20 protein-coding genes and 1 pseudogene are annotated in these 21680 nt (G+C 69.9%); 11 read left to right on the forward strand and 10 right to left on the reverse strand.

Translation table 11 applies throughout. The features are described from left to right. Window positions 1–4 precede the first annotated feature (4 nt). Window positions 5–502 carry a MarR family winged helix-turn-helix transcriptional regulator gene (locus ACYVF7_RS03585; RefSeq protein WP_460334781.1) on the forward strand — a complete coding sequence of 166 codons (498 nt, stop codon included), beginning with the start codon at window positions 5–7 and terminating at the stop codon, window positions 500–502. A 31-nt stretch (window positions 503–533) separates the two neighbouring features. On the opposite strand, the gene ACYVF7_RS03590 is transcribed toward ACYVF7_RS03585, so the two are convergent. Further along, entirely contained in the window at window positions 534–1154 is a 621-nt protein-coding gene (locus ACYVF7_RS03590; RefSeq protein ID WP_460334784.1) for a TetR/AcrR family transcriptional regulator, read from the reverse strand. A gap of 61 nt (window positions 1155–1215) precedes the next feature. Here ACYVF7_RS03590 and ACYVF7_RS03595 point away from each other — a divergent pair, with 61 nt between their 5' ends. Next, window positions 1216–2703: an FAD-dependent monooxygenase gene (locus tag ACYVF7_RS03595; protein ID WP_460334787.1), complete on the forward strand. Its 1488-nt coding sequence runs from the start codon at window positions 1216–1218 to the stop codon at window positions 2701–2703. 673 nt (window positions 2704–3376) lie between these two features. Here ACYVF7_RS03595 and ACYVF7_RS03600 read toward each other — a convergent pair. Both ACYVF7_RS03600 and ACYVF7_RS03605 read right to left on the reverse strand, forming a co-directional pair. After that, on the reverse strand, window positions 3377–4342 hold the full coding sequence (locus tag ACYVF7_RS03600) for an acyl-ACP desaturase (protein ID WP_460334791.1): 966 nt from the start codon (window positions 4340–4342) through the stop codon (window positions 3377–3379). 193 nt (window positions 4343–4535) lie between these two features. Beyond that, window positions 4536–4916, reverse strand: a complete 381-nt coding sequence (locus tag ACYVF7_RS03605; protein ID WP_460334794.1) for an STAS domain-containing protein — start codon at window positions 4914–4916, stop codon at window positions 4536–4538. A 478-nt stretch (window positions 4917–5394) separates the two neighbouring features. Between ACYVF7_RS03605 and ACYVF7_RS03610 the strand changes: the two genes are divergently transcribed. Beyond that, window positions 5395–5619 (forward strand): hypothetical protein, encoded by a 225-nt coding sequence (locus ACYVF7_RS03610; protein WP_460334797.1) that lies wholly within the window; start codon window positions 5395–5397, stop codon window positions 5617–5619. A gap of 109 nt (window positions 5620–5728) precedes the next feature. Here ACYVF7_RS03610 and ACYVF7_RS03615 read toward each other — a convergent pair whose 3' ends face one another. Next, window positions 5729–6445: a hypothetical protein gene (locus tag ACYVF7_RS03615; RefSeq protein ID WP_460334800.1), complete on the reverse strand. Its 717-nt coding sequence runs from the start codon at window positions 6443–6445 to the stop codon at window positions 5729–5731. A gap of 142 nt (window positions 6446–6587) precedes the next feature. Between ACYVF7_RS03615 and ACYVF7_RS03620 the strand changes: the two genes are divergently transcribed. Continuing rightward, window positions 6588–8249, forward strand: coding sequence for an ABC-F family ATP-binding cassette domain-containing protein (locus tag ACYVF7_RS03620; RefSeq protein ID WP_460334803.1), 1662 nt, complete (start codon window positions 6588–6590; stop codon window positions 8247–8249). A 65-nt stretch (window positions 8250–8314) separates the two neighbouring features. Here ACYVF7_RS03620 and ACYVF7_RS03625 read toward each other — a convergent pair whose 3' ends face one another. Then, entirely contained in the window at window positions 8315–9658 is a 1344-nt protein-coding gene (locus ACYVF7_RS03625) for a UDP-N-acetylmuramoyl-tripeptide--D-alanyl-D-alanine ligase (protein ID WP_460334806.1), read from the reverse strand. 430 nt (window positions 9659–10088) lie between these two features. Here ACYVF7_RS03625 and vanH point away from each other — a divergent pair, with 430 nt between their 5' ends. The 7 genes and pseudogenes from vanH to ACYVF7_RS03660 all read left to right on the forward strand — a co-directional run bounded on the left by vanH (window position 10089) and on the right by ACYVF7_RS03660 (window position 16628). After that, window positions 10089–11051 carry a D-lactate dehydrogenase VanH gene (gene vanH / locus ACYVF7_RS03630; RefSeq protein ID WP_460357776.1) on the forward strand — a complete coding sequence of 321 codons (963 nt, stop codon included), beginning with the start codon at window positions 10089–10091 and terminating at the stop codon, window positions 11049–11051. After that, window positions 11044–12084, forward strand: a complete 1041-nt coding sequence (gene vanA-Sc / locus ACYVF7_RS03635; protein WP_460334809.1) for a D-alanine--(R)-lactate ligase VanA-Sc — start codon at window positions 11044–11046, stop codon at window positions 12082–12084. The genes vanH and vanA-Sc overlap by 8 nt, the downstream gene beginning before the upstream one ends. Continuing rightward, complete coding sequence (gene vanX, locus ACYVF7_RS03640) at window positions 12081–12689, forward strand: D-Ala-D-Ala dipeptidase VanX (protein ID WP_460334811.1); 609 nt, start codon at window positions 12081–12083, stop codon at window positions 12687–12689. The genes vanA-Sc and vanX overlap by 4 nt, the downstream gene beginning before the upstream one ends. 61 nt (window positions 12690–12750) lie before the next feature. After that, window positions 12751–13044, forward strand: a complete 294-nt coding sequence (locus ACYVF7_RS03645) for a glycosyltransferase (protein ID WP_460334814.1) — start codon at window positions 12751–12753, stop codon at window positions 13042–13044. A gap of 229 nt (window positions 13045–13273) precedes the next feature. After that, window positions 13274–15256 carry a hypothetical protein gene (locus ACYVF7_RS03650; RefSeq protein WP_460334817.1) on the forward strand — a complete coding sequence of 661 codons (1983 nt, stop codon included), beginning with the start codon at window positions 13274–13276 and terminating at the stop codon, window positions 15254–15256. A gap of 162 nt (window positions 15257–15418) precedes the next feature. Continuing rightward, window positions 15419–15601 (forward strand): annotated as a pseudogene (locus ACYVF7_RS03655) (MarR family transcriptional regulator); the annotation flags it as partial. A 94-nt stretch (window positions 15602–15695) separates the two neighbouring features. Then, on the forward strand, window positions 15696–16628 hold the full coding sequence (locus ACYVF7_RS03660; protein ID WP_460334820.1) for an ROK family protein: 933 nt from the start codon (window positions 15696–15698) through the stop codon (window positions 16626–16628). Here the strand turns inward: ACYVF7_RS03660 and ACYVF7_RS03665 are convergent. Genes ACYVF7_RS03665 through ACYVF7_RS03685 form a run of 5 tightly spaced genes read right to left on the reverse strand, consistent with a single transcriptional unit; the run spans window position 16601 to window position 21664 of the window. Continuing rightward, window positions 16601–16762: a hypothetical protein gene (locus ACYVF7_RS03665; protein WP_460334823.1), complete on the reverse strand. Its 162-nt coding sequence runs from the start codon at window positions 16760–16762 to the stop codon at window positions 16601–16603. The genes ACYVF7_RS03660 and ACYVF7_RS03665 overlap by 28 nt on opposite strands. After that, window positions 16743–17915: an ROK family protein gene (locus ACYVF7_RS03670; RefSeq protein ID WP_460334826.1), complete on the reverse strand. Its 1173-nt coding sequence runs from the start codon at window positions 17913–17915 to the stop codon at window positions 16743–16745. The genes ACYVF7_RS03665 and ACYVF7_RS03670 overlap by 20 nt, the downstream gene beginning before the upstream one ends. Beyond that, window positions 17899–18849, reverse strand: a complete 951-nt coding sequence (locus ACYVF7_RS03675) for a sugar kinase (RefSeq protein ID WP_460334829.1) — start codon at window positions 18847–18849, stop codon at window positions 17899–17901. Before ACYVF7_RS03675 ends, ACYVF7_RS03670 begins: the two co-directional genes overlap by 17 nt. Beyond that, complete coding sequence (locus ACYVF7_RS03680) at window positions 18846–20915, reverse strand: ABC transporter ATP-binding protein (RefSeq protein WP_460334831.1); 2070 nt, start codon at window positions 20913–20915, stop codon at window positions 18846–18848. Before ACYVF7_RS03680 ends, ACYVF7_RS03675 begins: the two co-directional genes overlap by 4 nt. Then, a complete protein-coding gene (locus ACYVF7_RS03685; protein ID WP_460334834.1) occupies window positions 20912–21664 on the reverse strand; it encodes an SDR family NAD(P)-dependent oxidoreductase in 753 nt (250 codons plus the stop codon). Before ACYVF7_RS03685 ends, ACYVF7_RS03680 begins: the two co-directional genes overlap by 4 nt. Window positions 21665–21680 lie beyond the last annotated feature (16 nt).

Below are 21680 nucleotides of genomic sequence, written 5' to 3' on the forward strand. Positions count from 1 at the left end.
GGTCATGAACGAGCTCGATCGATCCGCCGAGGACATCACGAGGCCGGGCCCCGCCGGGCCCGAGCTCGCCGACACGGTCGCTCGACTGCGGCGTGCGATGCGCCGTGCGGCTCGTACCGTCGACCCGGCCAATCCCCTGGCGGTGGCGCAGTTGGAGCTTCTGTCGGCGGTGGCGGATGAGCCGGGCGTCCGCCCGGGCGAGCTCGCGCGGCGGCTGCGACTGGCCCGGAACTCGGTGACCACCCTGGTCAACGGCTTGCACGCCAAAGGCCTCATCACCCGCTCGGCGGGCGGCCGCGATGGCCGTGCGGTCGCGCTGAAGCTGACGGACAAGGGGCTCGAGGCCGTCGAGGGGTGGAAGAGCACCAACACCTCGATCATCGAGGCGGCGCTGGCATCCCTGGATCAGAGCCACAACCGAGCCCTGGCCGGCGCGCTTCCGGCTCTGCGCGAGCTGACGCAGGCCGTCGACGCGATGGCGGACGCGTCCTCGAGCGAATGAGACGCGTCATCGAGCGAATGAAGCGGGGGCGCTACGCCTCCGGTGGCAGCAGGGCGTGAGCGGCCTGAGTGGCCAGCCATTCCGTCGCGTCCGCCCAGGTCCAGCCCATGCCGCGGACGGTTCGCCAGGCGTCGAAGCCGAAGAAGAACCAGAGCGTCTGCTCGACCCGTGTCCTGGCGAGCTCGGGACGCACGCCACCCGTCTCGATCAGCCGTTCGGCGATGACGCCGAACCGCTCCTGGACGAACCGGGTGGCGAAGTCGGCGGCGGCTGAGATGTCCGGGTCGGCGTTTCGGTTGTCGAGCAGGATCGTGAGGGTCTTGTGCTGCCTGCGCTGCACCGTCCCGGTGCCTTCCGCGGTGACCCGGAGAATCTCTCGCGGGTCGTCGAGCGTGGCGATCCTCCGCAGGCTGTCGGAGCCGACCGTGTCGGCGGCGCTGTCCTCGGTCATCGCCAGGATCAGCGCGGACTTGCCGCCCACGCTCGTATAGACGGTGTTCACGGCGACGCCGGCCGCGGCCGCGACCTCGGCCACGCTGGTGCGCGTGTAGCCCTGCCTGGCGAACAGCTCCCGGGCCGCCTTGATGATCACCCGCCGGGTGTCCGCGGCATGCCGGCTCCGGATCTCGGACGTGTAGTGGCGAGGCGGCATGACGTGATTCTAACGAGCAGATATTCGTTGTAATGGTATTACTATGAATGTGAACGGCATCATGGAGAAAGCGTCCGCGCAGGTCATCGTCGTGGGCGCCGGGCCGGTCGGGCTCTGGCTCGCCGCCGAGCTCGCGCTGGCGGGCGTGTCCACACTGGTCCTCGAGCGCGACGAGCAGCGCAGCCCGCACTCGAAGGCGCTCGGACTGCATCCCCGTACGATCGAGGTGCTGGCGATGCGGGGCCTCGCGAAGCAGTTCGTCGCCGAGGGGGCTCCCGTGCCCAACTGGCATTTCGGCATGCTCGAGAGCCGGCTCGACTTCACCGGGCTCGACACCCCGTACCCCTTCATGCTCGCGTATCCGCAGGTACGCACCGAAGAGCTGCTCGAACGCCGCGCGAGGGACCTCGGCGTCCCCATCGTGCGCGGGCGATCCGTCACGGGTCTGACGCAGGACGATTCGTCGGTCACGGTGGAGGTGGCCGGCGCGGACGGGACCTCGACCCTCAGTGCCCGGTTCGTGGTCGGCTGCGACGGCGCCGGCAGCACGGTCCGCAAGGCCGCCGGCATCGACTTCCCCGGTACGGACAGCACGGCGTACGGCTTCATCGGCGAGGTCGTCCTGGACGACCCTCCCGCCACCGTGGTCAGCATGCACAACGCGGCGGGCGCGGTGATCGCGCTGCCGATCGGCGGGGGACGGTACCGGGTCACCGGCTTCGACCCGGAGAACCAGAACGCCGGTGATGAGCTCACCCTGGAGGCGCTGCGGGCCATCACGCGCCGGGTGACCGGCACCGACTACGGCATGCGCGATCCGAGCTGGCTCACCCGGTTCGGCAACGCCACACGCCACGCGGCGACCTACCGCGAGAACCGCGTGCTGCTCGCCGGAGACGCCGCGCACATGCACTGGCCGGCCGGCGGCGTCGGACTCAACGTCGGCGTGCAGGACGCGATGAACCTCGGCTGGAAGCTGGCCGCCGAGGTGCAGGGCCGCGCGAAGGCGGGCCTGCTCGAGAGCTACCACGACGAACGCCACCCGGTGGGCGAGGCGCTGGCCGAGCACACGCTGGCCCAGGGGGCGCTGATCACCGCGATCACACCGGACGGGCAGGCGCTGCGCTCCCTGCTCCGCGACCTGATCGCGTCCCACCCGGACCTTGAGCGCACCCTCGCCGAGAAGCTGGCCGCGCTCGACGTCACCTACCCGCCCGCCGATCCGGCGGCACACCCACTGGCCGGTACGAGAGCGCCCGCGGCCGAGCCGGATTCGACCATCTTCGGCGCCCTGCACGGCGGCCGGCCGGTGCTCCTGGACCTGTCCGGCGGCGACCGACTGGGCCGGGCGGTCGAGTCCGCGTCGGCCATGGGCATCGAGACGCATGCCGGCCCGCTCGCGGAAACCGCCGGTCCGGCCTGGTCTGGCGTCGGCGCGGCGATCATCCGGCCGGACGGATACGTGTGGCGGGCCGTGGACGCCGCCTCACCGAGCTTGGAGTCGGCGGTGATCCACAGCCTCGACAGCCTGGAGGCGACCTCCTTCTAAGAAGGACCGCGCAGGGCGTCCGGGTGGGTCGGGCCGGGTCATCGTCCGTCGCGCCGAGCCTGTCGATCGGCGATGGCCGCCACGACCTCGGTGACATGGCGGCGGCACACGGGATCGCGCGAGTGGCGTCCGCTGAACCACTGGGTGTCCACGACGAAATCCGCCGGGTCCCCGCACAGACACGTCTCCGAAGCATCGGATGGCAGAGGTTCGACCTGCGGCCGTTGAGTGGTCCGTTTCGCGCGGAAGCTCGCTGTTTCCGAATGGTCGGCCGACCCGGTCCGGCCCTCACCGGGGCGGGAGCCGCTGGGAACGGCCTGCGTGTTCGGCCGGTCGGGGATTCTGGGGGATTGAGCTTGGCGCGACCGGGCGTCGGACGTCCTGCCCATGTCCATGCCGCCGTCCGGTTGTTGTGGCGTCATGTTCGCCGGGCCCGTCCCGGCCGTGAAGGCCGAAGTAGTGAGCGACCGGGGCAATGCCGACCGGCTGTCGGCCCACATGGATACCTCGGTCATTTCGACCATATCCCAGGTCACGGGGATGTCGGCGGGCTCATGCGGGTGTTTCCGCAGGGTCGGTGTTTCCGCCGGACACCGGGCCTGTCGGCCCGGTGTCCGGCGGCTCGTGCGGCCCAGTCGCTCTGGGGCGGCGCATCCGGCGGTCACTGTGTCGATCAGCGCGACCGCTCATCGTCCGGCGCACCGGCCGTCCGCGCCCGGCGTTCGGCACGGCGTTCGGTGAATCGGGCCGCCGTCGTCTCCAGCCGTTCCATGAAGTCCGAGAGTTCCTGGCGGGCCTTCTCCCCGTCGGCGCCCAAGCCTTCGAGTTCGAAGACCCGCCATTGCCGCAGGACCGGGGACAGGACATCGTCGAGGTGGATGCGCGGGTCATAGATTCCGGCGTTGGCGATGGCGGCCGACTTGCGCAGGAAGCCGTCGATGGTGTGGCCGGGCATCTGGAAGTTCGTCACGACGTCGGTGACGGCGCGCATCGTCTCGTCGGGGGACAGCTCGAAGGCCGCGGCGAGCAGGTTGCGGTAGAAGAGCATGTGGAGGTTCTCGTCGGCGGCCACTCGCGCCAGCAGCCGCTCGCACACCGGGTCGCCCGAGGCCTTGCCGGTGTTGCGGTGAGAGATGCGCGTCGCCAGCTCCTGGAAGGAGACGTAGGCGAGGCCATGGAGCATCTTGTCGCCGTGGTCGGCCTGGTAACCGCTCTGCATGTGCTTCATGCGGGCCCGTTCGAGCGCGACCGGATCCACGGCCCGGGTGACGGTGAGGTAGTCGCGGATGACGATGCCGTGGCGATTCTCCTCGGCCGTCCAGCGCTCCACCCAGGTGCCCCACGCGCCGTCCCGGCCAAAGAGCGCGTGGATCTCGCGGTGGTAGCCCGGCAGATTGTCCTCGGTGAGGAGGTTGACGATCAGCGCCTCCCTCGCCGCGGGAGAGACCGTGGAATCCTCGGGTGACCATGGTTCACCGTCCAGCGGACCGTCGAAGTCACGGCCCCGGCTCCACGGCACGTACTGATGCGGGAACCATTCCTTCGCCGTGGACAGATGACGGTCGAGCTCGGCCGCGACGACCGGCTCGAGCTCGGTGAGCAGCTCGGACGTCGTCTTGGGTCCGGATGTGAACGGCACTTGATCCCCCCGAAGAAACATGACATGAACACTGCCGACCGATCGGCATCGATCATCTTCATACCTGAGACCGCCTCTGCCACGCGGCATCGGCACGAGCGAAGAGGCCTCGCTCGTCCAGAGGCCCGTGTCCGCGGCTCGCTGCCCGCCCGCCGGTAAGAGGCGGGTTCGCGCGGTCAGGCGTGAGCCAGGGTCACGCCGCGGCGCGGTGATTCGTACGCACGTGGCCGAGCTGGGCGTCGGCGAGGGTGGGGCGGACGACGAAGGCGCGGTCGAGGCCGGTGATGCGCAGCAACTTGCTCACGTTCGGACGGGGCGCGGCGAGGGTGACGGCGAGCCCGTGCAGCCGCGCGCGGCGCTGGGTGCCTACGAGCAGGGCCAGACCGGAGGCGTCGCAGAAGGATACGGCGGACAGGTCGATGATGACCGGCGTGGTGGTGTCCGCGAGGATAGTGAGGATCCGGGTGCGGAGTGCCGCGGTGGTCGCGATGTCGAGTTCTCCGCGTAGCGCGATGAGGGTATGGCCGGGTAGGCGGCGGCTCAAGAGCCCGGCGCGGGCGGTGGTGTGATGCATCGATAGGTCTCCGGTTCGAGATGACGCGGCCGAGCGCGGCCGCGGTGAGCATGGATGTCGAGGCGAGGTCGCTCGCCGACTGAGGACGGGCGTCCCAGCGGGTAGCGCGCCGACCGCGCTGGGAATGGCTAGATCACGGCGAACGGAGCCGACTCGGTCGATGGAGCACGGCACCTCCGCACTGTCGTTATGGAACGACACGCGGTGGCATAGGGCGTAATAGACCTGTCCTGGCCTGTGACTGAAGGCCGCGCTGGCGAGACGCCCGTGAGGCGCCGGCTCGACTGTCGACGCGGAAGCTCCTGGGTCACGATTTAGCATACTCCTCCGGTACCAGGCGACCATGACCCAGGGCCGGTCGCGCACAGCCCCGTCTGGTGTTCTGGGCGGTCGCCGCTCTCGTGCAGCCCGGTAGTTGGGGCCCAGTTGGGAGTTCGTACGGGCTTGATCGGCGAACATGGCGCATACTGGTTGTGTCATGAGACGCTCCCACGCCGCCACCCGGCGTCACTTGCCCACCAGTCCCTTCAAAGCCCCGGTCGCCGTGCCCGTTGAGGAGTTCGCCCTGCACGACAAGGTGAGCCATGACAGGTACGGCCTCGGTGTGGTCACCGGTGTCGAGGAAGGCATCGCCGTGATCGTGGATTTCGGCTCGCAGACAGAACGAATCCCGGCGCCCTACGCCAAGCTCGTCAAGCTCTGAGACGGCCGGCGCTACGAGCCGTGGCTCTGCGCCGACGCTTCTCCCGCCGCCGCGGGCATGCCCGCGGCGGCACCGTCACGCGTACCCGGTAGTCGTCCGTGGCGGCGGTTCAGTTCCCGCGGCGATAGGCCGTCATCGCGCTGTGGGCATGCCGCCAGGTGACGTGGTGGACGCTGGAACCGATCGGCGTCCATGCCCGGGCGAGAAGCCGAAAGAAGTCATCATCGGCACAGCGGCCGCCCGCACCTTGCCCGATGTAGATCACCAGGTCGCCGGTGTAGGCGTGGAGGGCATCGCTCGCCCACGGGTCGCCCTGAGATGGCCAGCACAGCAGCAGGGCCCGGTCGGGGTGGTGCCGGGCGGCGGTCGGGCCATCTCGCCGGACGGCGGCGTATTCGGTGCCGTCGGTGTAGGCGTTGGTGGAGGAACTCACGGGCTCGTACGCGATGGTGTCGATGCCGGCCTGTTCTGCCTGCCACGCCCAGTAGCCCGAGCCCGCACCGATCTCGACCAGGCCGCGACCGCCCAGGATCCGGGTGAGCCAGGCGATATCGCCAGGTGAGGGGATCGCCCACGAGTAGCGCTTGGTCAGCAGGTGATGCCCGACGGGAAGCCCGCGGGCGAAACCGTCGGGACAGATCCCCTGCCCGGCTTCGCGCACCGACGGCAGCTGCCGGACGATCTTCCAGTACGGGTTGTCGACACCGGCGGGGGTGACCTGGTCGTAGGCGCTGCCGGCGATCCGGAAGGCCGCCGCCTGGCCCGGGAGGCCGGATCGTTGCGCCCACCATTCGTGGATCTCGGCGAGCTCTGCTGACACGGTCACGCTGATCTCCTCGGCAGACTCTTCGGACGATATACACCCGACCGCGGGTGAAGGAACGACGATGTCCGTGAACGCGAGCCGCTTCTGACCCACCGTCGGCCGGGTTCGGCGACCGCTCGTCGGCGGATAGCGTTGGCGTTCTATGACAGCAACCCTTGTCGCGAAGGATCTCGCCGCCGGGCACGGTGACCGTGTCCTGTTCTCCGGGCTCGACCTGGTCGTCTCCACCGGAGAAGTCATCGGGCTGGTCGGGGTCAACGGCGCGGGGAAGTCCACCCTGCTGCGGACCCTTGGGGGGCTGCTTACCCCCGAGGGCGGTTCCGTGATGCTCAGCCCGTCGTCGGCGGTCGTCGGCTACCTGCCACAGGAGCCCGAGCGGCGCGATGGCGAGACGGTGATCGGCTTCCTCGCCCGGCGTACCGGGGTGGCACGGGCTCAGCGGGAGCTGGACGCCGCGACCGAGGGCCTCGTCGGTGGGCGTGAGGGGGCCGATGACGAATACGCCTCCGCCCTGGATCGATGGCTGGCGCTGGGAGGCGCCGATCTGGAGGACCGGGCCGGGGAGGTGGCCGCCGAGCTGGGGCTGGCGGCCGGCCTCGACCAGCGGATGACCTCGTTGTCCGGCGGGCAGGCGGCCCGCGCGGGGATGGCGTCGCTGCTGCTCAGCCGCTATGACATCTTTCTGCTCGACGAGCCCACCAACGACCTGGATCTGGACGGGCTGGAGCGGCTGGAGCGGTTCGTCACGAGCCTGCGGGCCGGCACGGTGCTGGTCAGCCACGACCGCGAGTTCCTGGACCGGACGGTCACCCGGGTGGTGGAGCTGGACCTGGCCCAGCAGCAGGTGAACGTCTACGGCGGCGGTTACGCCGCGTACCTGGCCGAGCGCGAGGTCGCCCGCGGGCACGCCCGCGCCGACTACGAGGAGTACGCGAGCAAGGTCGCCGCGCTGGAGCAGCGGGGCCGGACGCAACGGGACTGGGCCGCCAAGGGCGTCAGGAACGCCAGGAAGAAGGCCCGGGGCGCCAACGGAGGAGACAACGACAAGGTCGGCCGGAACTTCCGCGCCGACGCGAGTGAGAAGCAGGCCTCCAAGGTCCGCCAGACCGAGCGTGCGATCGAACGCCTCGACGTGGTCGAGGAGCCCCGCAAGGAGTGGGAGCTGCGGATGGAGATCGCCGTCGCGCCACGCTCCGGTGCCGTGGTGGCGACCCTGCGCTCCGCGGTGCTGCGGCTCGGAGACTTCACTCTGGGGCCCGTCGACCTGCAGATCGGCTGGGCCGAACGGGTCGCGATCACCGGTGCCAACGGGGCGGGCAAGTCGACGCTCCTGGCGGCGCTGCTGGGCCGGGCCGAACTCACCGAAGGCCACGCAGCGCTCGGCCCGGGCGTGGTCGTGGGCGAGGTCGACCAGGCGCGAGCGCTGTTCCTCGGCGAGAACGCCCTTCTGGACGCCTTCGGCGCGGCGGTTCCCGACTTGCCGCCGGCGGAGATCCGTACCCTGCTGGCGAAGTTCGGTCTGCGCGCCGCGCACGTGACCCGCCCCGCGGCGACGTTGTCCCCCGGTGAGCGCACCCGGGCAGCCCTGGCGTTGCTTCAGGCACGGGGCGTGAACCTGCTCGTCCTGGACGAGCCGACCAACCATCTCGACCTGGCGGCGATCGAACAGCTGGAGTCCGCGCTCGATTCCTACCCCGGCACCCTGCTGCTGGTGACCCACGACCGCCGGATGATCAACGCGGTGCACACCACCCGCCGTCTGCATGTCACCAACGGCCGGGTCGCCGAGATAGACCCGGGCTGAAACCAGAACAGGCCAGGGGTACGGGCGGCGAAGCCCCCTGCGCTCTTCTGACTCGCCCCGCCGAACTACGCGAGCGCGGCGGCGACCTCGTCGAGGTGCGCCCCGCGGGAGGCCTTGACGAGCACCACATCGCCGGCGGCGAGATGGCCGCGCAGCCAGTCGACGGCCGCGTCGTTGTCGGCCAGCGCCACCGCCCGCTCGCCCGCGCCGGCGGCGAGCGGCAGGGCGGCCTCGCCGACCGCGACCACCACGTCGGCCCGGGAGGCGGCGTACTCCCCGATGGCGCGGTGCTCGGCCTCGCTGTCGTCGCCGAGCTCGAGCATCTCGCCGAGGACGGCGATGCGGCGGCCGCCCTCGATCGCCGCCAGCGCGTCCAGGGCGGCGCGGGTCGAGTCGGGGTTGGCGTTGTAGGAGTCGTTGAGCAGTGTCGCGCCGCCGGCGAGGTCGCGCAGCTCCATGCGCCACTTCGACAGCGAGGCGGTGGCCAGCGCCGCCGCGGCCACGTCGAGGGGTACGCCGGCCGCCAGCCCCGCCGCCGCGGCGGCCGAAGCATTGAGCGCCTGGTGGGCGCCTACGAGCGGCAGCGCGACGGGAGCCGAGGCGTCGGCGGTCCGCAGCGTGAAGGACGGCCGGCCGAGCCGGTCCAGCGTCAGGTCGAGCACCCGCACGTCGGCGTGCTCGGCCCGGCCGAAGGTCAGCACCGGGCCGTCGGTGAGCGAGCGCATCGCGACCACGCGGGGGTCGTCGGCGTTGAGGACGGCGGTACCGGCGGGCGCCAGCCCACGCACCAGCTCGCCCTTGGCCTTGGCGATGGCCCCGCGCGACCCGAACTCGCCGATGTGGGCCTGGCCGACGTTGAGGACGACGGCGATGTCGGGCGCGACCAGGTCGGTGAGGTCGGCGATGTCGCCGATGCGGCGGGCTCCCATCTCGAGGACGAGGAATCGGGTGGCCGCGTCGGAGCGCAGCATGGTGAGCGGCACACCGAGCTCGTTGTTGAGCGAGCCGATCGTGGCGATCGTCGGCTCGGCGCTCGAGAGCACGGCCGCCAGCAGGTCCTTGGTGCCGGTCTTGCCCTGGGAGCCGGTCAGCCCGACGACGACCAGCCCGTCGCGCAGCCGGGCCACGACGTGGGTGGCGAGCGCCTGCAGTGCGGCCTGGGCGTCCTTGACGACGACGGTGGGCAACGGCGTGGGCCGGAAGCCGAGAACGGCCACCGCGCCGGCCCGGCCGGCCTGGTCGGCGTAGTCGTGTCCGTCGACGTGCTCCCCGGCGAAGGCGACGAAGAGGCCGCCCGGCTCGGCCTGTCGCCCGTCGAGCACGGCCGGCGCGGTCACTGTCACGGCGCCGTCGCCCTCGACCGTCCCGCCGACGACCGCGGCGATCTCGCCGAGGCTGAGCGGGATCATGCCCGGGCCGCGCGGGGGCCTGCACTGCGCGGCGACAGCCGGCCGACCGAGATGACGGCGAGCGGAAGCGGGCTGACGAGGTCGGCGGAGGCCGGTTCGCGGTAGCTCATGCTTCTAATCAAGGGAGCGTGATGTTGCCAGAACGTATCGGTTTTTCGATATGCCGGCGATATACGGTTCGCCGTCCCCATACGGTGGTCCCAGCCGTTCGGCGCGAGCCTCGTGCGATCGACCCGGACAACACGACAGCCTGGACGTCGGATCCCGCTTTTTACTGGTCAGTAACATATCGTCGAAATATCGAAAACCACATACGTTCTGGCAACAGCCCGCTCCCTTGACTGGGGGCATGTCCTACAGCGAACCAGCACGAACAGCGGCCCGCCGCACCCGGTCGCTGGCGCCGTCGTCCTCCTCGGTCGTCCCAGCAATGGGAATCACGATTTATGGATGCGAGCAGGACGAGGCCGTCTTGTTCCGAGAGCTGGCACCTCGCTTTGGCGTAACGCCGACCATCACAGAGGAAGCGGTATCCGAAGCCAATATTGAACTGGCATTCGGAAACCGATGCATCAGCGTTGGTCATAAGACTCAGGTCACGAACCCCACCCTTCTCGCACTCAGTCGAGCCGGCGTGGAGTATATCTCCACGAGAAGCATTGGATATAACCACATCAATGTGAAGTACGCGGAGAGCGTCGGCATCGCTGTTGGAAATGTCGCCTATTCGCCGGACAGTGTGGCCGACTACACACTGATGCTGATGTTGATGGTGGTGCGCAATGCGAAATCCATCATCCGTCGCGCTGATGCTCATGACTACAGACTGAGCGACGTACGCGGGCAGGAGCTGCGCGACCTGGTCATAGGGGTAGTTGGAACAGGGCGCATCGGCGCCGCGGTCATGGACAGGCTGCGAGGTTTTGGCTGCCGAATACTGGCCTACGACAATCGCCCCAAGGCGGCCGCCGCCGAGTACGTCCCGCTCGATGAATTGCTACAGGGGAGCGACATCGTAACGCTCCATACCCCGCTCAACGCGGACACGCACCATCTCCTCAATCGGCAACGCATCGCGCAGCTGAAGGACGGTGCGTTCATTATCAATACTGGACGCGGTCCACTTCTTGACACTGAGGCCCTTGTCTCGGCGTTGGAAAGCGGCAGATTGGGCGGCGCGGCGTTGGATGTCCTCGAAGGAGAGGAAGGAATATTCTACGCTGACTGCAGAAACAAGCTTATTGAGAGCGAATCGTTGTTGCGGCTACAGCGACTGCCGAATGTGCTCATCAGCCCGCACATCGCCTATTACACGGACCACGCCCTGAGCGACACCGTTGAAAACAGTCTCATCAACTGCTTGAACTTCGAAAGCGGGAAGCAGCATGGATAGGTTGAAGGTCGGAGTCATATTCGGGGGCTCTTCCGAAGAGCACCCCGTATCCCTCAAGTCCGCGCAAGAGGTCGCGAAGAACCTCGATACCGAAAAGTATGAACCGTTCTGGATCGGGATCACGAAGAGCGGTGCCTGGAAGCTCTGTGACGGCCCTGGCGCGGACTGGGAGAACGGCGGTTGCCGTCCGGCCGTGCTGTCACCGGACAGCAGCGTCCACGGACTGCTCGTCCTGGAGCAGGGACGATACGAAGTGATCAGTCTGGACCTCGTGTTGCCCGTTCTGCACGGCAAGTTCGGCGAGGACGGCGCGATCCAGGGTTTGCTGGAGTTCTCCGGCATCCCCTACGTCGGCTGCGATGTCCAAAGTTCCGCCCTGTGCATGGACAAGTCCCTTGCTTACATCGTCGCCAGAGCCGCGGGAATCGCCACGCCGAATTTCTGGGTCGTCGCGGCGAACGAGAATCTCGATCCCGACCGGCTTACCTACCCCGTCTTTGTCAAGCCGGCCCGTTCCGGGTCGTCGTTCGGCGTCAGCAAGGTATCGCGCAAAGAAGAACTGCCGAGTGCGGTCGAGACCGCAAGGCAGTACGACTCGAAGGTGTTGATCGAAGAAGCCGTCGTCGGCAGCGAGGTCGGATGCGCCATCTTGGGCAACGAGCTGGAGCTGGTCGCCGGCGAGGTAGATCGAATTGCTCTATCTCATGGCTTTTTCAGAATCCATCAGGAGAGTGCGCCTGAAAGCGGTTCCGAAAACTCAACACCGGTCGTGCCCGCCGATATTTCGGCAGAGTCGCGCTCGCTCGTCCAGGAGACGGCGAAGGCCATATATCGCGCTCTCGGATGCAGGGGGCTGTCGCGAGTGGACATGTTCCTGAAGGAAGACGGAACAGTGGTCCTCAACGAGGTCAATACCTTGCCCGGCATGACCTCATACAGCCGTTACCCGAGGATGATGGCGGCCGCGGGGTTGCCGCTTACCGAAGTGATCGACCGGGTCGTGTCGTTGGCGCTGACGGGGAAAGTCCGATGAAGGACGATTTCGTCTTCGTGGACGAGTCCGCACCTGGAATACGGTGGGATGCCAAGTACGCCACCTGGGACAACTTCACCGGCAAACCCGTGGACGGGTACGGGGCAAATCGAATTGTCGGCACGAGGGCTCTGTGTGCGGCCCTGAGGGCAGCGCAGGAAAAGGCCGCATCCCTCGGCTTCGGCCTGCTTCTTTGGGACGCATACCGCCCGCAACGCGCCGTAGACTGCTTTCTGCGCTGGTCAGAACAGCCGGAGGACGGCCGGACGAAGCTCCGGCACTACCCGAATATCGACAGACCCGAGATGTTCGAAAAGGGATATGTGGCCGCGAAGTCGGGTCACAGCCGGGGCAGCACGGTCGACCTGACGCTCTATCACCTGGCCACCGGTGAACTCGCTCCCATGGGCGGTGACCATGATCTGATGGATCCGATCTCGCATCACGGAGCACAAGGAATCACGCCGGTCGAAGCGAGAAACCGCCAACACCTCTGCTCCATCATGGAGGCCTGCGGTTTTAATCGGTACGACTGCGAGTGGTGGCACTACACACTGAGCGACGAACCCTATCCAGACACGTATTTTGATTTTCCCATCACATAGTCGACCCGGCCAAAGAAGTTGCCAGAGCGTTTTGAAAGTATCGATGGCAGGAGAGGTAGGCGTGACAGGACCGCGCGTCGGCCTGCCGGCCGCGTACGTCCCGCTGTCGCGGCGCGGCGGTGAGCAGCGGCTGAACGCCGAGCCGGTCGTCGCGGCCGGCGGGGCACTGCTCGTCGACGACGCCGACCTCGACCCGGCCTGGATCGAGACCACCCTGATCCCGCTGCTCACCGACCCGGCGCGGATCGCGGCGATGTCCGCCCACGCGTCGGCGGCCGGCGCACCTGACGCGGGCGTCGTCCTGGCCCGGCACGTGCTCACCACGGTCGCCGAGCGACGTACGTCCGCCTCATGAGGACCACGGCCGACCACGCGGGCCGGCATGAGCTGCTCGCCTGATCTCACATGCCTATTTGCTTCACACTGTGAAATTAATCCTCTAGGGTCGGGTCATCGGGGCCGGCTCCTGACCCACATCCGCTCAGCGGAGCCCACACGAGGAGAAGCGCATGTTCGGGCATCTCGCAATCAGTCCTCTCAGACGGCCAAGACGTCCGGAGCCACCGCGACGATCGAGGCCCCTGGTGACGGCGGCGCTCACGTCGGTGGTCACCGTGACCGTGCTCCTGCCGAACCAGGCCTCGGCGGAGCCGGGCGCTGGTGCCGGGGCGCCCGCGACGGCGACGAGGATCACCGTCTCCCAGGAGCGGTACGTGACGGCGGACGGCCGCCCGGTCGAGAACGTCCCCGCGGCGATCGTGGGCGCCAACCAGCGGTGGCCGGACGACGGCAAGGGGATCTGGAACTCCGCCGCCGGGCAGCCCGCGGACGGGATCGTCCGGCTGAGCAGGAAGACCGGCCTCGACATGCTCCGCTACCCCGGCGGAACCGTCGCGAACATGTTCGACTTCAAGGGGGCGATCGGCCCGCAGGACCAGCGGAAGTGCCAGACGTCGGGCGGCTTCGCGAACGGCCGATTCGCTCCGACGGACAGCCGGTTCGGTCCCGACGAGAACGAGAAGTACGTCCACTCCATCGGCGGCGAGACGATGATGATGGTGTCCGCCATCAACCAGTCCGCCGCCGACGCCGCCGACTTCGTCGAGTACATGAACGCTCCCGCCGACGGTAAGGCGACGAACCCGAACGGCGGCGTGGACTGGGGCGACGTACGCGCGCGTAACGGTCATCCCAAGCCCTACGGCATCCACTACTGGGAGTTCGGGAACGAGCCCTACCTCGTCGGCCAGCACTACTGGTGGTCGGGCGACGCGGCGACGCGTCTCCAGCAGTTCATCGACGGCGGCTGGCAGCGGCAGACCGCGAAGGACGCCGCCTACCAGGACAACGACGGCCTGTTCCTCGGCTGTGACCTGGCGACCCGCCGCCAGGGCACGGGTCAGCCGAACCAGGAGTACCGGGTCAGATTCGCTCCCATCGCCCTGCCCGGTGACGACAAGGGCGCCGCGGGAGTCGGCGACGGGCCGATCGCCGAGCCGGTGCTCCGCGTCGCGGGCAGCCCCTGGCAGCGGGTCGGAAGTCTCGCCGGGCAGGCACCCGACGCGCAGGTCTACACCGTCGACAAGGCCGACGGGATCGTCCACTTCGGCGACGGGACCCACGGAGCGGTCCCGCCCGCAGGAGCGTCCCTGTCGATCGAGTACACCAGCGGCGTCCACCAGGGCTACAGCGCTTTCCGTACGGCGATGAAGGCGGTCGACCCCTCGATCAAGGTCTGCTCGGGCTGGGGCCGCCCGGAGTTCGTCGAGGCGATGGGGTCGCGCCCGTACGACTGCCTGGGCACGCACTCCTACAGCACGCCGCCGGCGGACGGCACGCTCACGCGCTACGGCAACCTGCAGGTCGCGGCCGCGAATCGGGACGCCGACCTGCGTGACCTGCGCGATCGGATGGCGCATTACTTCCCTGACGTCGCCACCCGGCCGGACCTGCTCGTCACCGAGTACGGCACGCTCAACACGCCCGCGCCCGCCTACGAGGCACGGCTCGCTCACGTCCTGTACCTCGCCGCGCAGGTCGCCGGCCAGCTGGAGAACGACGTCAGGGCGTCGATCAACTCCAACACCGCCGGCCTTCCCCTGGCCGACGGGTCGCCGGATCCGCAGAATCTGTTCGGCAGCCCACCGGACTTCCTCATGACGGGCCGGGCCGACATGCTGGGGCTGTACGCCACGATGGCCGGTGGCGACGTCGTCACGAGCACCGTGACCGGCAATCCGGCCCTTACGGCGCCGGCGGGCACGTACGCCACGCTTCGCGTGGTGTCCACGTGCACCGGCGGCGTCATCCGGACCATGGTCGTCAACCGCGACGCCGAGCACGCCGTGCCGGCCGACATCGCGTCGCCCAGCGGGGACGGCCCGGTGAGCGTCTCGACGGTGAACGGCGCCTCGGTCGAGTCGTACAACGCCCCCGACCATCCGAACGACATCAGCGTGCGCACCTCACAGGAGAAGATCGGCGGTGGCGTAATGAGCCACGACTTCGAGCCGCACAGCGTGACGCTGCTGCGGTTCCCCGGGAGCGGGCGAAGCTGCGGTTCCTGAGCTCGTCCGGTTCCTGAGATCCGGACGGCCGGCACGTGCGCCGGCCGTCCGGACCGCCGTGTTCCAGGCCGCCACGGCCCGGCCCCGGGCGCACGTAGGATCAACCGAATCAGCCGCTGTCCGGCCGACGCAGGAAGGAGCCTCGTGACGACGCGAACGGCGGTGCAGGGTCGCCAGCTCGGTCAGCAGCTCGACAGCCTGCGGCGTAGTAACGCCTCCGCGGTCCTGTCCGAGATTCGTGCCCACGACGCGGTGTCGCGCTCGGAGATCGCATCCAACGTGGGCCTCAGCGCCGCCGCCATCACCAAGATCATCGTTGAGCTGGAGCGAGCCGGGTACATCGCGGAGACCCCGCAGACCGAGCCGGCGCAGGCGCGGGGGCGGGGCCGGGCCGCGCCGGCCCCTGACGCTCAACCTGGAGCGGCATCGATTCGTGGGCGTGCACGTCGGACTGCAGCGGGTCACCGCCGGGCTCGTCGACCTGGCCGGTCAGGTGGTCGCGCTGCGGTCCCGCAAGCACGGCAGCGCCGCGCCCCGGAGCGTGCTTTCGACCGCCACCCGGCTGGTGCGTGAGGTGGTCGAGCAGTCCGGCGTACGACGTGAGGACGTGGTGGGCTACGGCGCCTGCACGGGTGGCTGGGTGCCGCCCGAGTCCGGCGCCGTACGCGCCTTCGAGGGACTGGGCTGGCGTGACGTGGCCTTTTCGGAGGGGCTCCGGGTCGACGGCCTGCCGGTGCCCCGCGTGGAGTCCACCGTCCGGGCGCTGGCACTGGCCGAGGCCCGGCTCGCGGCGGCCGCCGGCGCGCAGAACGTTCTCTACGTCTTCGTCGGCAACGTCATCGGGTGCGCGCACGTGGTGCACGGGGACATCGCGCGTGGCCAGCACGACGCGGCGGGGCTCATCGACCACGTCAGCTCCGGTTCCCGGTCCGCCGTCCCGTGCACGTGTGGACGCCGTGACTGCCTGTGGGCGGTGGCCAGCGACGCCGCGCTCACGCTCGCGGCGCAGCAGCGCGGGCTGCTGCCGGGCGGCACGACCATCGACGACCTCGTCAAGATCTCCGAGAGCGCGGGGGCCGAGGGGCGCACGGCACGCCGGATGCTCGAACGGCGGGCCGCCCGCGTCGGTACGACCGTGGCCGCACTGATCGACGTCCACGACCCGGACCTCGCGATCATCGGCGGCGGCGACGTCGTCTCGTCCAAGGAGCGCTTCGAACAGGTCGTGTCGGCGGCCCGCGAACGGGTGGTCGGCGGGCGCGAGCCGACCCCCGTCCAGCCCGCGGTCCTGGTCGGGCCGTCGGGTCTCGTCCAGGGCGCGGCGACACCGGTGCTCGACGCCTTCTACGCCGATCCCCTCGCCTGGCCGTAGCCACCGCTACCCGCCTGCGGCCCGGCTCCGGTCAGATGAGTGGGCAGCATGCCGGCCGGGTCGGTGAAGAAGGCGTGCAGGACGAGGCTGGCCGATCCGCGTACGAGGGAGCCCTCACCCAGACCGGTCGGCACGATGCGGTCCGCCGCGTCCGGGCGGGTGAGCCGCGGCGGCGGCGGAGCGCAGGGCACCGAGGTGTTCCGGCGTCTGGAGCAGGCCGCCGCCGAGCACGAGGAGGTCCGGGTCGAGCAGGTCGAGGAGGGTGGCCGCGGCCACTCCGGCCAGTTCGGCGCGGGTCCGGAGGAGGTCGGCCGCCGCCGGATCGCCGGACCGCGACTTCTTCACCAGTGCCTCGAACGACCCGTGCGGGCGTACCAGACCGGCGCTGCGTGCCTTCGCGAGGACGGCGACGTCGCTGGCCAGCGCCGCGAGGCAGTCGCGACGGCCACAACGGCACCGCTCGCCAAGCGCGTCGGCGCCGAGCGACAGGTGGTCGATGGTGCCGGCCGCGGCGTCGTGGCCCTTCCTCAGCCGGCCGTCGATCATGAGCCCGGCGCCGACGATGTTGCCGATGAAGAGGAAGACCGAGGAACTCGTGTCGCGCGCGGCGCCGAGGTAGGTCTCGGCCAGCGCCAGGCCACGAACGCTGCTGTCCACCAGGACGGGATGGCCGGCCGGCGCGATCTCGGTCGCGAGCGGCACGTCTCTCCAGCCCAGCAGCGGGTGCTCGACGACGACCCCCCGGGCTGGGTCGACACGTCCGCCCGTCACGACACCGGTGCCGAGCACCCGGTCGGCTCCTCCGGCGGCCGCTTCCAGCTCGGTGCGCAGGTCCCGTGCTTCGGCGAGGATGCCGGAGCGGGTCGGCCGGCGGTGCGTGACGGCGTGCTCCACGACGACGTTGCCCGCGAGATCGAGCAGGCCGCCGGTGGTCCGGCGCAGTCCGATGTGCAGGCCGATGAAGCGGTGGTAGGAGGTGTCGAGCGCGACCGGTACTCGTGGCCGGCCGGTGTCTCCTCCCGAGACGGCGGCCAGTTCGCGGATCATGCGCATCCGGATCATGTATGCGGTGATCTTGGTGAGGCTGGTGGCGCTGAGCCCGGTCATCCGGGCGATCTCGGCGCGGGCGGACGCGCCGTGGTGAAGGAGCGCCTGGGCGACCTGCGCCGTGTTCCTGCGGCGGAGACTCTCAAGCCCGCCCACCGGGGCCGGATCGAGCCTGGGTGGGAGCCGGGGGACGACGGCGGGACCGTCGCCGGACGCGTCCAGGTCAGCGGAGGACATCATTCCCCCGATGCTGGCGGAGGTCGGCGCGGGTGGGCAGTCCCTCCCAGTCGCCGGGGCAGGCGACGTTGACGGCCGCGACGCTCGCCGCGGTCTCCAGCGCGTGCGCGGCCGGCCGGCCCGACGCGAGATCGGCGAGGAGACCCGCCGCGAACGCGTCACCCGCGCCCACCGGGTCGACGACGTCGGCCGGGCGCGGAGCGACGTCCCGGATCCGGCCGTCATCGCAGGCCACCGCGCCGTCGGCGCCGCGCTTGACGACGGCCAGCCTCGGGCCGAGCCTGCCCAGCAGGCGGGCGGCCTCGGCGGCGTCGGTCGAGGTTCCGTCGATCAGCAGAGCGGCCTCCTCGGTCGTGGCGAGCACGATGTCGGCACGCGCGACCATCTCGGCGAGGACGGGTCTCGCCTCGGCCGGTGGCCACAGCCTCGACCGGTGGTTCAGGTCGACGCACACCGTCGTGTCGGTGCGTTTCGCGAGGTCGAGAGCGTCGAATACCGCTTGCCGGGCGGTCGCGGACAGGGCGGGCGTGATGCCCGAGAGATGGAGGATCTTCGCGCCGGCGACGTCCTCCGGGCGTACGTGCTCGGGGGAGAGCCGCGAACCCGCGTTGCCTCGCCGGTAGTAGTTCACCCGGGAGACGCCCGCGCTGCGTCTCTCCTTGAGCAGCAGACCGGTCGGTACGTCGTCGACGACGGTGACTCCGTCCGTCTGGACGCCTTCGGCGCGCAGCACCCGCGTGATCAGGGCGCCGACCTCGTCGTCACCGACGACGCCGATCCACCGCGCGGACCCGCCGAGCCGGGCCACACCGATGGCGACGGTGCTCTCGGCCCCGGCCATGGACAGGCGCATCGGACCGCCGAGGCGCAGGGGACCGATGCGGTCGGCGTCCAGCAGGCCCATGGTCTCGCCGTACGTGAGGAGATCGACCGTCATGACACCGCTTCCACGAGACCACTTTGGCGCAGCTCGCCGGGGAAGTGGCAGGCGGCGTACCGGCCAGGGGCGACCTGCCGTAGGGGCGGTCGCTCGGTGGCGCAGATGGTGCGGTCGGGGTCGGTCAGCGGCCCGATCGGGCAGCGGCTGTGGAAACGGCACGCCGGGGGTGGGTCGATCGGGCTGGGCACGTCACCGCCGAGCACGATGCGCTCCCGTTGCCGCTCGTGGGCGGGATCCGGCTCCGGCACGGCGGAGAGCAGGCCGGCGGTGTACGGGTGCTGCGGGTCGGCGGTGATCTCCTCGGACGGGCCGGACTCCACGATCTGCCCGAGGTACATGACCATGATGCGGTGCGAGACGTAGCGGACGGTCGCCAGGTCGTGCCCGATGAACAGGTAGGACAGGCCGAGCCGTCGCTGCAGGTCCTGCAGCAGGCTGATGATCTGTGCCTGGAGGGAGACGTCGAGCGCGGAGACCGCTTCGTCGCAGACCAGCAGCCGAGGGTTCACCGCGAGCGCCCGCGCGATGACGACGCGCTGCCGCTGGCCGCCGGAGAACTCGTGCGGGTAGCGGGTGGCCGCCGTCGGGTCGAGACCCACGAGCTCCAGGAGTTCCGCGACGCGGCGCCGTGCCTGCTCTCCCTTGGCCAGGCCGTGCACGAGAAGGGGTTCTCGTACCGCGTCGCCGACCGTGAGGCGGGGGTTCAGCGAGGACATCGGATCCTGGAACACCAGTTGCGTCTGGCCGCGGTACCAGGCGAGGTCCGAGCCCCGCAGGACTCCGACGTCCCGGCCGTCGAACCGGATGGTGCCCGACGTGGCCGGGTGGATGCCGAGGAGCGCCTTGGCCACGCTCGACTTGCCGCAGCCGGACTCGCCGACCAGCCCTACCGTCTCGCCGGCGGCGATCGACAGACTGACGCCGTCGACGGCGCTGACGTACCGCGTGGTCCGGCGCAACGGCGAGGTGCGCCGCTTCACCGGGAAGGTCTTCACCAGCTCGGTCACCTCGAGCAGCGGGGTGTCCGGACCTGCCGTGTGCTCCCGCGGCGCGGGCACACCGGGCTTGACGGCCGGCGGCAGGTCGCCGTCCGGTCCGGCGACCCAGCACGCCCAGTCCCGGCCGGTGCCTTCGTCGGCGTACGTCGGCGGGTGCTCTTCGTGACAGCGTTCCGCGGCCACGTCACAGCGTGGCGCGTACGGGCATCCGGGTATCGGTGCGACCAGGTCCGGCGGGCGGCCCTCGATCGGCACGAGCGGCAGCCCCCGGGAGGCGGCGAGGCGTGGGGTCGCGGCCAGCAGGGCTCGGGTGTAGGGGTGGCGGGGGTGGGTGAAGAGCTCATCCACCGGCGCCTGCTCGACGACGCGCCCGCCGTACATCACCGCGACGCGTTGGCACGACCGGGCGACCACACCGAGGTTGTGCGTGATGAGCACGATCGCGGTCCCGAGGTCACGGCTGAGCTCGGCGAGGAGGTCGAGGATCTGCGCCTGGATCGTCACGTCGAGGGCCGTGGTGGGCTCGTCGGCGATGACGACCTCGGGGTCGTTGGCCAGGGCCATCGCGATCATGACGCGTTGCCGCATCCCGCCGGAGAAGGCGTGCGGGTAGTCGGCGAGCCGGGCGTCGGGGTCGGGGATGCCGACCCGTTTCATCAGGTCGACCGCGCGGTCGCGCGCCTGCGCGCCGGTGAACTTGCCGTGGCTGAGCATCGCCTCGACGAGCTGGGTGCGAATCTTCATCACGGGGTTCAGCGAGGACATCGGGTCCTGGAAGACCATGCTGATGCCGCCGCCGCGGACCTCGCGCATCTCCTTCTCGTCGAGTGCCAGCAGGTCGCGGCCCTGGTAGCGGATCTCGCCGGACTCGACGCGTCCGGGCGGGCGCACCATCCGGAGCAGGGACATGGCGGTCACCGACTTGCCCGATCCGGACTCGCCGACGAGGGCGAGCGTCTCACCGGCGCGGACGTCGAAGGAGACGCCGTTCACCGCCCGCACCAGTCCGCGTTCGGAGTCGAAGCACGTGACGAGGTCACGGACCTGGAGGACTGACTGGCTCATGGCCGATCTCCTTCCGGGAGTCGTGCGAGGACGCCTCCGTCCACGGGAAGGACGGCGCCGGTGACGAACGAGGCATCGGGACCGGCGAGGAAGGCCACACATCGGGCGACCTCCTCGGGGCGGCCGGGACGTTGCAGCGGCGCCCTGTCGACGGCCGCGGCGAGGCCGGCCGGATCGCGCCAGATGTGGGCGTTGCGCTCCACCGCGATGAATCCGGGGGCGACCGCGTTGACCCGGACGCCGAGGGGGCCCCACTCCACCGCGGCGTTCCGGGTGAAGGCGACCAGTGCCGCCTTCGCGGCCGCGTAGGCGCCGAACGTGGGCGCCCCGCGGAAGGCGTGTACGGACGCGACGTTGACGATCGCCCCCGGTCGTGAGTCCAGGGCCGCCACGAACCTGCGGCTCATCTCGACCGGGGCATTGAGCGACACGGCGAACGTACGGTCCCATCCCGCCGGGGTGCCGTCGAGCAGGGGAGCTCGTTCTTCGGCGAAGGCGCAGTTCACGAGCACGGCGAGGTCGCCGGGCGAGGAGTCCGCGGCGGCGAGGCACGCGTCCTGGACCGCCGGGTCGGTGACGTCGCCGACGACCGCGCGCCACGACCGGCCGTCGTCGGGTTCGGCGACTGCTCCGTCGATGTCGACGGCCACGACGTGGCCGCCCAGGGCGTGCAGATGCGTCGCTATGGCTCGTCCGATACCGCGGGCGGCGCCGGTGACGACACTCACGGTTCCCTGGTGGATCGGCATGTCAGATCCCTGGTGG

This window comes from Actinoallomurus acanthiterrae, assembly GCF_054775715.1.